At 42.0% G+C, this 15,470-nt stretch carries 13 protein-coding genes; 9 read left to right on the forward strand and 4 right to left on the reverse strand.

The features are described from left to right. Nucleotides 1-42: 42 nt before the first annotated feature. Both JL57_RS18190 and trkA read right to left on the reverse strand, forming a co-directional pair. The gene (locus JL57_RS18190; RefSeq protein ID WP_034143393.1) at nt 43-1,494 is read right to left on the reverse strand and encodes a TrkH family potassium uptake protein; all 1,452 of its coding nucleotides are present in this window, start codon (nt 1,492-1,494) and stop codon (nt 43-45) included. A gap of 14 nt (nt 1,495-1,508) precedes the next feature. Beyond that, nucleotides 1,509-2,840, reverse strand: a complete 1,332-nt coding sequence (gene trkA, locus JL57_RS18195; RefSeq protein WP_034143394.1) for a Trk system potassium transporter TrkA — start codon at nt 2,838-2,840, stop codon at nt 1,509-1,511. A 275-nt stretch (nt 2,841-3,115) separates the two neighbouring features. On the opposite strand from trkA, the gene JL57_RS18200 reads away from it, so the two are divergent. Continuing rightward, nucleotides 3,116-4,204: an aromatic acid exporter family protein gene (locus JL57_RS18200; protein ID WP_045691280.1), complete on the forward strand. Its 1,089-nt coding sequence runs from the start codon at nt 3,116-3,118 to the stop codon at nt 4,202-4,204. Nucleotides 4,205-4,701: 497 nt separating this feature from the next. Here JL57_RS18200 and JL57_RS18205 read toward each other — a convergent pair whose 3' ends face one another. Beyond that, complete coding sequence (locus tag JL57_RS18205) at nt 4,702-6,243, reverse strand: L,D-transpeptidase (RefSeq protein WP_034143395.1); 1,542 nt, start codon at nt 6,241-6,243, stop codon at nt 4,702-4,704. Nucleotides 6,244-6,807: 564 nt separating this feature from the next. On the opposite strand from JL57_RS18205, the gene JL57_RS36490 reads away from it, so the two are divergent. From JL57_RS36490 to JL57_RS18225, 5 genes are all read left to right on the forward strand, one after another. Then, on the forward strand, nt 6,808-6,912 hold the full coding sequence (locus JL57_RS36490; RefSeq protein WP_366557049.1) for a symporter small accessory protein: 105 nt from the start codon (nt 6,808-6,810) through the stop codon (nt 6,910-6,912). Nucleotides 6,913-6,942: 30 nt separating this feature from the next. Next, entirely contained in the window at nt 6,943-8,511 is a 1,569-nt protein-coding gene (locus JL57_RS18210; protein ID WP_034143396.1) for a sodium:solute symporter, read from the forward strand. A 235-nt stretch (nt 8,512-8,746) separates the two neighbouring features. Further along, nucleotides 8,747-9,493: an epoxyqueuosine reductase gene (locus tag JL57_RS18215; RefSeq protein WP_291300242.1), complete on the forward strand. Its 747-nt coding sequence runs from the start codon at nt 8,747-8,749 to the stop codon at nt 9,491-9,493. 81 nt (nt 9,494-9,574) lie between these two features. Next, nucleotides 9,575-10,324 (forward strand): ABC transporter ATP-binding protein, encoded by a 750-nt coding sequence (locus tag JL57_RS18220; RefSeq protein ID WP_034143397.1) that lies wholly within the window; start codon nt 9,575-9,577, stop codon nt 10,322-10,324. Next, nucleotides 10,305-11,225 (forward strand): SufD family Fe-S cluster assembly protein, encoded by a 921-nt coding sequence (locus JL57_RS18225; protein ID WP_034143398.1) that lies wholly within the window; start codon nt 10,305-10,307, stop codon nt 11,223-11,225. The genes JL57_RS18220 and JL57_RS18225 overlap by 20 nt, the downstream gene beginning before the upstream one ends. 128 nt (nt 11,226-11,353) lie before the next feature. Here JL57_RS18225 and JL57_RS18230 read toward each other — a convergent pair whose 3' ends face one another. Next, a complete protein-coding gene (locus JL57_RS18230) occupies nt 11,354-11,881 on the reverse strand; it encodes a GNAT family N-acetyltransferase (protein WP_291300243.1) in 528 nt (175 codons plus the stop codon). Between the two features lie 166 nt (nt 11,882-12,047). Between JL57_RS18230 and cax the strand changes: the two genes are divergently transcribed. The 3 genes from cax (at nt 12,048) to JL57_RS18245 (ending at nt 15,292) form a co-directional block, all read left to right on the forward strand. After that, the gene (cax, locus tag JL57_RS18235) at nt 12,048-13,082 is read left to right on the forward strand and encodes a calcium/proton exchanger (RefSeq protein WP_034143399.1); all 1,035 of its coding nucleotides are present in this window, start codon (nt 12,048-12,050) and stop codon (nt 13,080-13,082) included. A 240-nt stretch (nt 13,083-13,322) separates the two neighbouring features. Next, on the forward strand, nt 13,323-13,808 hold the full coding sequence (locus JL57_RS18240; protein ID WP_034143400.1) for a NapC/NirT family cytochrome c: 486 nt from the start codon (nt 13,323-13,325) through the stop codon (nt 13,806-13,808). A 131-nt stretch (nt 13,809-13,939) separates the two neighbouring features. After that, nucleotides 13,940-15,292: an ammonia-forming cytochrome c nitrite reductase subunit c552 gene (locus JL57_RS18245; RefSeq protein ID WP_034143401.1), complete on the forward strand. Its 1,353-nt coding sequence runs from the start codon at nt 13,940-13,942 to the stop codon at nt 15,290-15,292. Nucleotides 15,293-15,470 lie beyond the last annotated feature (178 nt).

Genomic DNA, 15,470 nt, shown 5'->3' on the forward strand with positions numbered 1-15,470 from the left:
TCCCACTAAACTCCCATCACGTGAACATGTAGAAAAAACTCCCTACCACCCTTTACGACTACGCCAGAACTCTGGCTGAATTAGCACCAGCAAGGTAAAGAGCTCCAATCGACCAAGCAACATGCAAAGAATAAGAACGCTTTCTCCAAAGGCGTTAATGGAAGAAAACGTGGTCATCGGACCAACCACCCCAAATCCCGGACCAACATTCCCCAAGGTAGCTGCCACCGCACTCATGGCATCAAACGGTTCTAATCCTGTTGCTGTAATAAGCAAGGTAGCAAAGGCAAAAATACTGAGAAAGAGAAAGAAGAAAACAGCCACGGTATTTAAAACAAGAGGATCAACTGACCTTTTGGCAAAGCGTACATTAATGACTGCTTTTGGGTGGATTGCCCTTTTCAACTCAGCCCAACCTAGTTTAAACAGTAGGATAATTCGAGAAACTTTTATTCCACCAGCAGTAGATCCCGCACTTCCACCGATAAACATCAGGCATAATAGGATGAACTTGCTTACAGAAGGCCACTGATTAAAGTCAGCCGAAGCGTACCCCGTTGTGGTCATAATCGAAGCAACCTGAAAGAGCGCCTGCCGCAGTGAATTGCTAACCCCAGTACCCATCGTCCACCACAAGCTCAAGGTAATCGTAAGCGTTGAGACTGCAATAATAAGCAGATAGAATTGAAACTCCACATCTTTAAGAATCTTTTTTACCCCTGATCGCCAAGCCAAGTAATAAAGGCCAAAGTTTCCTCCAGCAATAATCATAAAAATAATGATTATCAGTTCAATCCCCCAATTATCATAGTACATAATACTGGCACCTTTCGTAGAAAAGCCTCCAGTCGCCATCGTAGTAAAGGAATGATTGATAGCATCAAACCAAGTCATACCCACAAGTATCAGGAGAATGATTTGCAAGACCGTAAAACCTAAGTATATTTGCCAAAGTTTTAGGGCATTATCTCGGATTCTGGGAAGAACGCGTTCAGAAATTGGCCCTGGAACCTCAGCATTAAACAGATGAACTGTACCTGTCATGTTTGGCAGAAAGACAATAAACAACACTATAATCCCCATACCCCCAAGCCACTGGGTCATGCTGCGCCAAAGGAGAATGCTCTTAGGGAGGATTTCAACATTGTCAATAACACTCGCCCCTGTTGTGGTTAAACCAGATACAGTTTCAAATAATCCATCAAGATAGGTAGGTACAGCTCCACTCAAAGCATAAGGTAAAGCTCCTGTTATGCCCGTCAGTAACCAAGCACTGGCGACAATGACAAACCCTTCCCTCAAACCCATTCGCCCGTCTTTCTGACCATGTGCTACTAGGCTAATTCCTAAAATTAAGGTTACGACGATGGAGATAAGAAACGCGAGCATGCTTTTTTCCTGCCAGATCAATGAAACCAACAATGGAGCCCCCATGAAAGCTGCATATGCAACCATCAGACGGCCAAGGATATCTTCGACTAATGAATAGTTCATTACAGAACCCTACCTTAAAAGATTTTAGTTATTTTTTTAATGGAACTAGGCAAAGTAAAGATTACGACGCGGTCGCCTGGCTGGAGAATAGTATAACCATTAGGAATAATTAACTCATCTCCACGCAATAAAGCACCGATCAACATATTGCTAGGAATCCTAGCATCTTTTAGTTTACGACCGATAATCGAAGACTTGGCAGAGACCACGATTTCCATAGCCTCCGCTTTAGCACCTTCCAGCAGAGATACTGCGACAACCTCACCAGCCCGGACTTGACGCAAAATAACTCCAGCAGTTAAGAGCCTCGGAGAAAGTATAACATCGACTCCCACCTTACCCATGAGAGACATATATTCTCCACGACCCACTCGGACAATCGTCTTTTGAGTTCCCAGATCCTTAGCTAAAAGGGCAAGCAATAAATTAAGCTTATCGTCACTCGTAAGACAAACTACCGCATCTGTTTCTCCAACTCCCTCTTCAATTAGAAGGTCTATATCTGTACCATCCCCACAAAGCACGAGTCCTTTATCAATACTCTTGGCCAATTCGTTGCAACGTTCTCGACTTTTCTCGATAACTTTAATTGACATTCCAACATCATCAAGAATCTTGGCTAGATGTCTCCCGATGCGACCTGCACCAATGATCATCACCCGTTGAATCTTGGTTTTCCTTTCAGCGAATTGTTCGCTGAATTCTTCAATCGATTCCTGTGCTCCAACAAAGAAGACACTGTCCTCAGGTAATAAACAATCCGTACCATTAGGGATGATCATTCGGTTCTGACGCAGAATCCCCACAACAAGTATTCGGTCCGGCAACGTTAACCTCTTAAGCTGAATATTGACGAATGGAGACTGTGCTCTAATCCGAACTTCCAACAAACGCACTTTACCATCACCAAAATCTTCTACATCTAAAGCAGCTGGTGTGAGAAGAATGCGACTAATTTCAATGGCTGTTACCATTTCCGGATTAATGGTTAGGTCTATGCCTAAGGCTTTATTAAATTCCAGCTGATTTTCCCCTGCATATTCCTGATTTCTTACACGAGCAATGGTTCGAGGTATTCCTGCTTGTCTGGCCGCCATGCAAGCAATCATATTAACTTCATCCCGATCTGTCACAGCAACCATTAGATCGGCTTTTACCAAACCATAATCTGCCAAAAATTGCGGACTAGCTCCGTTTCCACTGATCGTCATCACATCTAAGCTATTTTGAACGATGAGACGTCGCTCCTCATCCTGCTCAATCACGGTAATTTCATGCCCCTCTTCAGATAAGCGCTGGGCCAAACTAAATCCTACTTTTCCGGCTCCAACAATGACGATACGCATAAACTTTTATTTTCTCCCTTCCACCAATGGTCTAATGGAACCATTCTATCATGAATAACATTTTGCTATTCGGCAATCTTTAGGCTAATTCCTTTATTTTATTTGGCCTAGTACAATATTTGCCATAATTATAATTTTATTTTCCAAAACATCCCGTTCAGGGAATAGCTCGGATTACTTTAAAACATACTTTATGATAAACTCTTAGTGGCACTTTTAAGTTCAGAAAGTTAAATTTCCACCTAGTATAAGAAAGTCTGAAAGTAGGAATTTTCATGTTCATTGGGGCACGTACTATCAAAACAGGAATAGCGGTAACAACCACACTCTTCTTATGTAACCTTTTTCATATCGAACCGGCTTCCTTTGCTGTGATCACTGCAGTTGTAAATATGCAACCTTCTGTCAGTCAATCTCTGAATAACGCCTGGCAACAAATTGGTGTACATCTGCTAGCCGCAACCTTGGCATTATTCATTGGCATTCTCATTGGCGCTAATCCAGTATCCATCGGAGCTATTGTCATTGTCCTTATTCTTATCTGTAACTGGATCGGTTGGTCCGGCGGCATTGTCTTAGGAATAGTTTCAATCATTTTCATCCTTGACTCTCCTCCGGAATCCTTCCTCAACCATGCCCTATCCCGGTCTCTCAGTATCTTTGTAGGACTTGGGGTAGCCTTGCTAATCAATCGGGTTTTAGCTCCACCCAGATATAAAGCCAAACTCCTCGATGCCCTTCAATCACTTCTCTTCAACTCATCTGCGTTTTTCTTAGAAAGTCTTCACACCTTCATCCAAGCCGGCTCCTTAACCTCCTACCAAAAACTTGACCCCCAAGAACTCATTATCCAACTTGATGATCTAACGATGATATACGAGCATGCTCGTGAAGAGATAACCATTGAAGACAATCCTCCCATAATCGAGCGGCTCTTGGAGATTTGTCGAGGCTTTATTGAACGTGGTCAAAGCATCACTCAAATGACGGCTCAACGGGTCGAACGCAGGCAAACGACGTACTCCGAGGCTGAACTCCAAGAAATCAGTGAACAATTCCAAGGAATCATGAATGTCTTGTCGGTTGGACACGGAAAACTGACTGAACTGATTCGCACTCTCCGCCTTAGCCTTACTGAAAAGAAACGTAGTGGCTTCTATACAGAAGACATTTCCTACTGGGAATCATTTGATAAAGCCATTGACGAATGGAACCGGCAGGTGAGTGGAGTTTTCTATTTACGAGCCCTAATGGAAGTATCGGTTGTTGCCACAGAGCTGCGCTGGGCGGAACGCCGTACCAAAACAGTGCTCAATCTGATTGATAAACAGTATAACTCAAAGCAGAAAACTAGGCATACCTAATAGTTAGATAATATAAACAAGAAGGCGACCTTGCCCCTGAAGCAGGTCGCCTCTTATAACTTAAAACTGTAAGAGCACGTAATGATCTACCTTAGCACCAATACACATAGCATGTTACCTAACTATGATCTTCCGACCATAATAAAGCAGTTCACAACCATATTGATGGTTCGTTCAACCTTAAAGGATATCTACCTAACTATAGATAAACCTCTCGGCTACCTATAACCAGATTTCTTACACATGCATATATCTCGCGATCTATGATTGAGTATGAAAAACTCAACATCCCCAAGATCTTGCTCGACCCATATACACCTAAATCAGCATATATAGTTCGGCTCAACCATTACGCACCCTTATGAAGATATTATTTGCTGGTCTGACAGGAACTATTCATCTAGTATCGCCCTGAATCATTTTTCGCGTTTAGTGCTTTTCGTAATGAACGCTCCAGAAGGTTTAATGAGGCACGGTGCATAACTATTGGCCTTAAATTAGTGTGCCCAATGATATACGCTAAGATTGTCTTCTTCTTTTGGGTTATCAGTACGATCATACAGGTAAATATTGGGTGGATCAAGTAGAGGTAAGCCCTGGATAGGTGAAGTACTTTTTGATATCTTAACAGGAGTATACAAGGGGGTTATGGCATATAAATCTTCAATTTCCGAGTTATTTAGACGTATACAGCCCTGAGAAACTTCTTGCCCAATGCTCGAAGGCAGGTTTGTTCCATGAATGGCAAACTTCATATTTGACAATTCCATGGCCCTTGTCCCATATACATTTTCGTCAAGGGGTACAAATTTATCGGGATTCATGATTTTTTTAGAGATAAAAAAATCCCCCTCGGGAGTTGAATCCTCTTTTCCAAGTGCTACGGAATATTTCCGAATTATTCGATCTCCGGAAATTACCAGCAAGGTATGGTTGCCCTTATTTATTGTAATAGTTAAAGGAGAAAATGGAATCTCCTTAGCGCAAGGTATATTTGGCTTTATTGCCTCTTTTACAACAGCTACCCCGTCCTGATTAGCAGGATTCTTCACCCATGAATATAGCCACCCGCCCTCTCCTGTTGAGGATAAGGTCACAGTATTTTTTAACTTAAAAGGGTCCTTCGGTAATTCCATTAAATAATTGTTGGGGAAAGGTTGAATAAGAGTTTTAAGATCTTCTGGCAGATAACCGTTTTCTTTGCAGAATTGGTATGTTGCACTTCTTACGACTGTCGTCGTTTCCCATAATTGACGTTCTTGGGTGTTCTCAAACGCTATACTTTCCTGTGGATAAATATAGACCTGAATAGTTTTATCCCCGCCTGCCCAAAAGACCATCCCTCTTTCCGTATTCGTTTCATCGATAGCTATTACCTGTTTCGCTTCAGAAACAGGCTTCATTTCGTAGTCAGCTTTTAGTCCCGCAACGAGTTGATGAACTAGTAACTCTTTACTTATCTCAGGTTTAACGACGATCACCTTAGCTTGATCTTTAAGGCCAGGAAAGGAAATAAGAGTGGTAGGTTTCCGCTCTATAACCTCATACGGCAACATGTACAGATAATGATTGTTTATATGATAGGTCGTAGTTAGAAGCCTAGGTAAGAAAACCATGGCTAGAATTAATCCGAAAATTAAAGCTAGAAATAATCGGATTTTACCATTTTGACTGTCAGACTTTTCAATATTAAAAGGGACCTTTCTTTCTGTAAGTTTCATGGCTCGTTCCATTCTTAGAACATCCAGTCTTGCAGACAGAAACCCTTTGTTAAAGGAACGATTGATCAACTCAAATGCTTGTTTCATTAATTTATGATATAAAGCCAAATACTGATCGGTCTTGGTAAGATTGTACCTATCCAAATAGTTCCTAGCTTCAATTTCATATTCTAAACCAACATGATACATAGCTTCCTTGTCTTCAGGTCTTTGAATCAAGAGTTTTTTCCAAAATAAAGGATCATTTTTAGAAATATAATAGCCATTTCCTAAACTATATAAATTTCCCTTTAGTTTGGTAGACTCCAAAGTAACCACATCCCCCTCGCTGGGTAAATTTCCATGCGTTATCAAGCGGTGCATCGATTCACGCTACTAGTAAACTATTCAGAATTAGATACGATAAGACTTCTTTCAGAAAATAAAATAAAACAAGTCTATTAGCTTTTTCGCTTACAGACTTGTTTTATTTATTTTCCCTTTAGGGAAGACAACAAAAAGGGATTTCTAGTCCAATAACATCCATAATAACAAATCTCGGATGTTTTACTCTCCTTGAAAAAAATGCAATATTTGCGCGAAAGTGTTTTAATACAGGCGGAAAAAGGTATTGTCTGTTCAGAACACAACTGTTATAATTTCAACATGTCCTTTTAGCGAAGTAATTTTTACGACAAATTGATTAGTAATTCGCTTAAAAGCAAATAAGAAGGAAGGATAGTAGTACGGAATTTTAATTAATTGTATTATAGTGTCTAGCGATCCAACCTTAGAGAAAAGTAAAGAATGTTAGCATGGTAGGGAAATAATACGCACTTAATTCGGAAAGAATTGTTTATAATCTCTCGAATTTATCTTATCAAATCGAAACGGGGTGGATTTATGTTAGGGCTGACTGACCCGGGGGTCATTGCCGCATTTCTCTTGTCCATCGGCAGTGCCCTCTTATGTGTAGTTTATGGTTTAATCAATTGGAATAATGACTGAATTTTCATAGTTTGAAGGGTGGAGTCTTAAATGGGTATTTTTATTGTTGTTCTAGCAATTTATATATTAATCACAGCCTTTCTCGGATATCTTGGTTATAAGCACACAAAATCTTCGGCCGATTACATGGTGGCAGGCGGAAATATCCATCCTTATGTCATGGGCATGGCTTATGGAGCCACCTTTATCTCTACCTCTGCCATTGTTGGGTTTGGAGGTGCTGCCGGTTTTTATGGCCTGAGTATGTTATGGTTAACCTTTGCAAATATTTTCGTGGGGATTTTTATTGCCTTTGTTTTCTTTGGCAAGAAAACACGCACCTTAGGGCAGAAACTTAAAGCCTATACCTTCCCCCACCTCTTGGGAGCTCACTATCAATCAACCTTCATTCGCAAGTGGTCTGCGGCACTCATGAGTATCGTTTTACCACTTTACGCCGCGGCCGTAATGATTGGTGGAGCCAGATTTTTAGAACAGACCCTGCATATGAATTACACTACAGCACTCTGGGTTCTCTCTCTCATTGTTTTAGCGTACGTCTTTTTTGGCGGCCTAAGAGGAGTTGTTTATACTGATGCCTTCCAAGGCACCTTGATGTTCATTATGATGTTTCTCCTACTCAGTTTCACGTACATTAAACTTGGCGGCATCTCACTGGCACATGCTAAGTTAAGTGCCATGACGAGCCTAGTTCCTGCAGCTCTAGCGAAGCAGGGAATGACCGGGTTTGCCTCAATGCCCACCTTCTTAAGCCAAAATTGGTGGTTTGTCATATCCACCTTAGTCCTCGGAGTAGGTATCGGAGTCTTAGCTCAGCCACAACTTATAGTTCGTTATATGACGGTTAAATCCGGTAAAGAGTTAAACCGCGCCTTAGTCTTCGGGGGAGTTTTCATTCTATTCATGACCGGTGTCGCTTTTACCGTTGGTGCCCTTTCTAATGTCTACTTCCACGAAACGAGTAATACGATTGCCATGACAGCGTCCGCTATCGGTGGAACTGGTCCTAACACAGATAAAGTAATACCCTTGTTTTTAGCTGAAGCATTTCCTGCTTGGCTCGTTTACTTTTTCTTACTTGGTCTATTGGCAGCAGCTATGTCTACCTTGAGCGGTCAACTTCACATCATCTCAACCTCAATTAGTTATGATCTTTTTGGTAAAACCAGTAAGGATGACCCGACTAAAACACTCTTACTCGCCCGTGTAGGTTTAATTGTAGGGTTCATTGCCACTGTTATGGTAGCCAAAGTCTTACCGGGTAACATCATCGCTGTGGCCACCTCAATCTTCTTTGGTCTCTGTGCCGCAGCCTTCCTACCAATATACGCTGGTGCCCTGTGGTGGCCGCGCGCCACTAAAACTGGCGCAACCTGGAGTATGCTGGTTGGGACCCTTGTTTATAGTTTTATGTGCATCTTTGTCTATACTAAAGAATCTGCCATCTTTGGCCTAGCCAAAGTTCTATTTGGCAAAAATTCGCTGGCTGGAACAGGCCCCTTAAGCTATATCGATCCTTTAATAATCGCTCTTCCTGCCAGTATCATTGTCTTCATCATCGCCTCATTAGTTACCAAACCATCCAAGTCTGTCGCTTAAATTGCTTGGATTTTAGGCATTGAGTCATACAATCAGCCACTTTGCCAATCTTGCAAAGTGGCTGATTTCTTGACACTACCGAAGCTAAACGTGATTCGTCTCACGATTGGCTGAACTCGTTACAAGTAAGTTATATCTAAAAATAAGAAGGGTTTTAGATCCTAACGTTGAATTGAGTGCATAGCAGAGCCTCTTTTTAATGATTTTATCAAGAACAAGATTGGAGATGACCTCATTGCTTAAGCTAGCTGAAATAGTAATCGACTCGATCAACTTCCAAGTCGACCAAGCTAAGACACTAACTCAATACCGCAAACCACTTATTGGGTTCGCATCAGTCCATGACCCCCTATTTAATCAAATGAAGGAGATCATCGGGCCCCATCATTTACACCCAACCGAACTTCTACCTGATGCTCAAACGGTTATAGCCTTTTTCTTACCATTCTCTGAGACCATAGTGGCAGCTAATCGAAAGGATTCCCAGATAGCAAGAGAATGGGCCATAGCCTATATAGAAACGAACAAACTCATCGCAACCATTAGCTCAGAACTCAAACAAGTATTAGCGAGTCAGGGAATAAATGTGGCGACTCAACCCGCTACTCATAATTTTAACGAACAGGATTTAACTGCAAGTTGGTCTAATAAAAGCATGGCCTATGTTGCAGGATTAGGGACCTTCGGACTAAACCACCTTCTGATTACCTCGGCTGGATGCGCAGGACGTTTTGGTAGCATGGTAATCTCCGCCGAAATAACGCCCTCCCCTCGGCCAGCCACCGAAAACTGTCTCTATATCAGAGATTCCAAATGCCAGTTTTGCGTTAAAAACTGCCCCACCGGAGCTTTAACACTGCAAGGTCTGGACAAACATAGATGTTATGCTCATTTACTAGAAGTGGATAAACAGTTCCCAGACTTGGGTTTATGCGATATTTGCGGTAAGTGTAGCGTAGGTCCTTGTGCCACTCTTTCTTAACAATCTTTACTTATTTGGCTACAATAAAATGTGGAATTATGTTATTGTTAAATATAGACATACATAGGAGGTAACAGAATCATGCTTGAACTACAGAGTGTATCTCTGGAAATTGAAGGATCCAAAGGATTTGAGATTCTAAAGAACATAAATCTCAAATTTTATGAGAAAAAGATATACGTCGTTACAGGACCCAATGGCGGGGGGAAGTCCTCTCTCGCTAAATTGATCATGGGTGTGTACAATCCTACTAAAGGAACCATCTTACTCGACGGACAAGATATCACTACAACCTCTATTACTGACAGAGCTCGTATGGGTATCGGATATGCTTTTCAGAACCCTCCTCGCTTTAAAGGGGTAACGGTTAAAGAACTTCTAAATATGGCTGCCTCACAAAATCCTGAAAAGATAAACATTTGCGATCTTCTCTATGACGTCGGATTATGCGCCCAGGATTATCTCAACAGAGATGTTGATAGTAGTCTCTCTGGTGGAGAAATGAAAAGAATCGAAATTGCTACCGTACTTGCGCGCAATCTAAAGATTGCGGTGTTTGACGAACCGGAAGCAGGAATTGACTTATGGAGCTTTCAGAAGCTAGCAGAAACATTTACAAATATCCACGAGAAATATGATACAACGATCATCATTATCTCTCACCAAGAGCGAATTATGGGTTTGGCGGATGAAATAATTATCATGTCCAATGGGGCAATCAGCGCTCAATCTGAAAGAGACATCATTCTTGCAGGAATTTTAAACGCAGACTGTGCCTGTAGCACAAACTGTGTGAAAGGGGTTGGTCAAAGTGTTGAATGCGTTAGATAAACTGATGCTTGAGAAAGTGGCCGATCTCCATGAAATACCACAAGGGGCTTACAACATTCGAAAAAATGGCGTGGGAGTTCAGCGCAATACGACGGCTAATATTGATATCATCACTAAGCTGGATAAGCCGGGAATTGATGTGATCATTAAGCCCTACACTAAAGGGGAAAGTGTCCATATTCCGGTGATTGTGACTGAAGAAAATATCAATGATCTAGTTTATAATACCTTTGAAGTGGGTGAATACTCAGATGTGTTGATTGTAGCAGGATGTGGGGTACATAATTCGGGAGACCGCAAATCACAGCATGACGGAATCCACAACTTTTTTGTCCGAAAAGGGGCAAAACTCAAGTATGTAGAAAAACACTATGGACAAGGTGAGGGTAAGGGGCAGCGGGTCCTGAATCCTCAGACAATTATTGACGTAGAAGAAGGGGCTATTGTCGAGCTTGAACTTATTCAGATAAAAGGGATTGACCAAACAAAACGAGATACAGTCGTCCGACTTATGGATAATGCAAAGCTTATCGTCACTGAAAGACTTCTAACTTACAAGGATCAAGAGGCCATATCCAATATTACCGTAGAATTATTAGGGGTCGATTCTTCCGCTCAAATAATATCCCGGTCAGTTGCTCAGGATGATTCCAAGCAAGAATTTTTCTTCGATCTCGTTGCACGAAATAAAGGACGTGGTCATATTCAATGTGATGCGATTATCATGCATAATGCTCAGGTTCTTTCCACTCCGAAAATTTCCGCCTATCATAGTGAAGCACAGTTAGTGCATGAGGCTGCCATAGGACGAATAGAATCCGAACAGTTAATCAAATTAATGTCTCTGGGGTTCTCGGAGAGCGAGGCCGAGGATGCCATCCTAAGTGGCTTTCTTAAATAGGATGAATTCTCTACATTCATAAAAGCTTAAATTCTTCTAACAAGGCTGGAAGCTTGACCGCCTCCAGCCTTGTTTCTTAATGTTATCGAATTCACTGGCCAACTAACTTAAAGCCAATTTGTGCCCCATTAACCCTTTCCCTCTAGATCAGGTCGTGTACCTGCTAATTTATATAAAGCCTCATCAGCTACACGATATACCGTCCAATCCTCCATCGGAACAGCTCCCATTTTCTTGTAGAACTTAATTGAGGGTTCGTTCCAGTCTATACACCACCATTCCAATCTACCGCACTTCCTATCAATCGCTAACTTTGCTAAAAAGGCAAGGAAAATATTACCAATCCCCTTTCCCCGTTTGTCAGGTTTTACATATAAATCTTCCAAATAAATACCCGGTTTCCCCATAAACGTCGAAAAGTTGTGAAAAAACAAGGCAAATCCGACCGGGTTATTTTGATATTCGCCTAAAATTACCTCCGCGATTTTTCTTTCAAATAAAGACTCACGTAGAACCTCTTCGGTTGCTACAACTTCAGGCAACATTTTTTCATACTCAGCCAATTCTCTGATAAAGCCTAAAATCAGGGGAACATCTGTTATTTCAGCAAACCTCAATTTAAAATCATCTAAACCAGTGTCTATTAATTTATTCATAACTCTCTCCTTCCAATTGATAGTGCTATCCTTCTTAAATTTAAGTGCTGTCGCGATTGGCCATAGGATTTAATGCAGTTATTTGACACATAAAGTTAAGTGAACTCAGTCAATAAAGTTAAACATCAGTCTTCGGTGAGGACTCAGATTTAGGAGGTTATTCTAAGTGAAATATCTCAATCCATTACTATTGGCCATTCCCGTCAGTATTTTCTTGCATCTTTCAGGTAACTCGCCTGTCTTGATTTTTATCGCTGCCTGCTTAAGCATAATCCCTCTTTCAGGCTACATGGGAAAAGCCACGGAAGAAATCGCCATCTACGTTGGGCCAAGAGCTGGAGGCTTGTTAAACGCCACCTTTGGTAATGCTGCAGAACTTATCATTACGATCTTTGCCCTCAAGGCAGGCCTTTTCGAGGTGGTAAAAGCATCCATAACAGGATCGATCATCGGGAATCTTCTCTTGGTATTAGGCCTTAGTATGCTCCTTGGCGGATTTAAGTACAAGACTCAAAAATTCAATAGAGCAGTGGCTGTAATGCATACCTCAATGCTCCTCATGGCCGTAACGGGGTTAATCATTCCTGCAGTCTTTCTCAATACCCACTCTAATCCCGCTGCCATACCTCTAAGTTTAGGAGTAGCCGCTATTCTAATGCTCGTTTATTTACTTAGTTTAATCTTTTCTCTCCATACACACAAGGATGTCTTTCGTCCTAGCCAAGAATGTTCAGACACTCCAAAATGGTCAAAATTTAAGTCTTTTGCTATTCTACTTATTGCTACGTTTTTTGTCGTTATCGAGAGTGAATTTCTGGTTGAGGGTATCGATCCCGTCGTTAAAACCTTGGGTATCAGCGAACTTTTTATTGGTGTCATTGTTATTCCGATCATCGGTAATGCTGCAGAACATTCCACCAGCATACTCATGGCCCTCAAGAACAAAATGGATATCAGTCTGGAAATTGCGATTGGCTCAAGTACTCAAATAGCGCTCTTTGTTGCACCCTTACTGGTATTTATCGGTTACTTTATGGGCCGACCTCTGGACTTATTATTTACCAGTTATGAACTGATCGTTATCATCATGGGTACTGTTATCACCGCCATTATTAGTATGGACGGCCGTTCCAACTGGTTAGAAGGTGCTCAACTATTAGCGGCCTATTCGATCATGGCTTTAGCCTTTTTATTTGTATAGTCCCGGTAATCCACAGCTTCGGTCATTTTCCCTACGACCTCCTTCACGAAACAAATGCTATAATAACTCCCTCCATTCCATTCTTTATAGATATACAATCTACGAAGAACCTGGCTGAAGCGTATTGCTTCCAGCCAGGTTCTTTAGTTTAGATGTTCCACTACTCAAATGCTTGAGAAATCATACATAAAAGTATTCATAAACTTTCATACTAAACCTAACTAGAGGGAGGAGGTTCTTATGAATAGTTTATCTTCAAGGACAAAAAAGTGGCTGCTCATCGGCCTACCGTTACTAGCAATTGGTATGTTCTTTCTGGTCGCTCAATATGAGCGAACCTCAACCACTCATTATTGTGGAACGACCTGCCATATCATGAAGCCAGTCTACGAAACCTCTTTTCACAGTACGCACCGCGAAACAAACAATGTAGGGTGCAAGGATTGTCACATCCCTCATGATAACATTCTTGAGCAAATCGCCTACAAAGGGTATTCAGGTGCCAGAGATTATTACAAAAACACCTTTGCCCAACCTGATGTACTACATACCAAGGAATGGAGTCAAAAGATTCTCCAACGCAATTGCATTCGATGTCACTCAACGGTTGTCGCAGGAATTAATACCAGTGATGGAAAACAATGTTTCGAGTGCCATCGCGGTGAACCTCATGATACGCCCCTTCAACCCTTCAGTAGCCAACCCATCTATACATCAACACAGTGAACTCGTTCAACTAAAGTTGAACATCGAGTCTTCGGTGGGGGACTCTACCCCCACCGAAGCGGAGCCGGGGGTACCACTCCCACTTGTAGAAGTGGGAGTCTTACAATTGGATAAATGGAGGTAGAAATTAAATGCAGAAATTCTGGCGCAGTTTCATGCTGCTTGGTCTTATCCTTACCCTGAGCGGAGTGCTATTAGCTGGTTGTACCGAAAAAGCACCTACTCAACCCACAACTGCCACTATACCCGAAGGAGAACTCGATCCCGCCGTATGGGGAAAAGTATACCCTGATCATTATGCCAGCTATCTTAAGCAAAAGGAACAAACCAAGGGAAATTCTAAATACGGTGGTTCCCTCCCAGAGTCACATCTAAAAGAATCACCGGCCCAAGTTAAACTGTTTGCAGGCTATCCCTTTTCCGAAGATTATAACGAAGAACGAGGGCATATATGGGCTTTGGAAGATGTGACCGGAACGCTACGTATCGGACCAAAAACTATCAGCTCCTGCTGGAACTGTAAAAGCCCTAATGTAAAACCGCTTGTCGATAAAATGGGAGACTCTTTCTGGTCAACTCCCTTTGCTCAGTTAAAAGATCAAATTAAACATCCCATCGCCTGTGCAAACTGTCATGACCCCAAAACAATGGCTCTTGCCATCACTAGTGTTCCCCTGCTCGACGCGTTAAAAACAAGAGGAATCGATCCCGCCAAATTCAGTCGGCAAGAGATGCGTACCATGGTATGTGCTCAATGCCATGTCGAATATTACTTCAAACCAGATAATAAGAAAGTCACCTTCCCCTGGAACTATGGGTTGAAAATGGAGGATGCAGAAAAGTTATATGAGGAAATTAGTTTTAAAGACTGGGATCATAAAGAAAGCCAGGCCCCTATGCTTAAAGCTCAACACCCGGATTATGAACTCTTCTCGACAGGTGTTCATGCTGCTAACGGTGTCGCCTGTGCGGATTGCCATATGCCCTATGTAAAACAAGGGCAAGCCAAAATATCCTCACACCATCTGCAAAGCCCTCTCAATCACATCTCTCAATCCTGTCAGACATGTCATAAACAAAGCGAAGAGTACCTGAAAAATCAAGTCATAGGTACACAAGACGCCGTGTATAATACCAAAGTTCGATTAGAAACGGCACTTTCAGAGGCCATCGATGCCATTGCGACCGCAGCCAAGAACCCTGCAGCCAAAGCAGACATGATGAACCAAGCTCGATCCTTGCATCGCAAGGCCCAATGGCGTTGGGATTTCATCTCTGCCGAAAACAGTATGGGATGGCACAGCCCCAAAGAGGCCTTAAGAATTCTCGGTGAAGGGATAGATTTAGCCCGCCAAGCTCAACTAAAAGCTAATTTAGGAGTAGGGGCAACCGTTGGAGGTACGCCTGGACCAGATGCAGGAAAGACCCCCGGAGCAGGAACCGCTGCTGAAGCTGCTGGCCCTGAAACAACGCCCAAGCAATAAGCCTATAGCATCACAATCGCTCCTTAGGAAGTTTTCACCTGTTTGAGTATAGGAGGTTGTCTTAGACATCCTCCTATACTTGTGCCGTTTAGGCCGCTAATAGTCTTTAAAAAAATTCAAAGAGCAAGCAGTTCCAACTGAGAAGAACTACTTGCTCATAGTTTATATTGCATTATTT

Source organism: Desulfosporosinus sp. BICA1-9 (genome assembly GCF_000802135.1).

Coding starts and splice junctions, on each gene's coding strand:
- JL57_RS18190 (WP_034143393.1), bottom strand. CDS start 1,494: ATGAACTATTCATTAGTCGAAGATATCCTTGGCCGTCTGATGGTTGCA.
- trkA (WP_034143394.1), bottom strand. CDS start 2,840: ATGCGTATCGTCATTGTTGGAGCCGGAAAAGTAGGATTTAGTTTGGCC.
- JL57_RS18200 (WP_045691280.1), top strand. CDS start 3,116: ATGTTCATTGGGGCACGTACTATCAAAACAGGAATAGCGGTAACAACC.
- JL57_RS36490 (WP_366557049.1), top strand. CDS start 6,808: ATGTTAGGGCTGACTGACCCGGGGGTCATTGCCGCATTTCTCTTGTCC.
- JL57_RS18210 (WP_034143396.1), top strand. CDS start 6,943: ATGGGTATTTTTATTGTTGTTCTAGCAATTTATATATTAATCACAGCC.
- JL57_RS18220 (WP_034143397.1), top strand. CDS start 9,575: ATGCTTGAACTACAGAGTGTATCTCTGGAAATTGAAGGATCCAAAGGA.
- JL57_RS18230 (WP_291300243.1), bottom strand. CDS start 11,881: ATGAATAAATTAATAGACACTGGTTTAGATGATTTTAAATTGAGGTTT.
- JL57_RS18240 (WP_034143400.1), top strand. CDS start 13,323: ATGAATAGTTTATCTTCAAGGACAAAAAAGTGGCTGCTCATCGGCCTA.
- JL57_RS18245 (WP_034143401.1), top strand. CDS start 13,940: ATGCAGAAATTCTGGCGCAGTTTCATGCTGCTTGGTCTTATCCTTACC.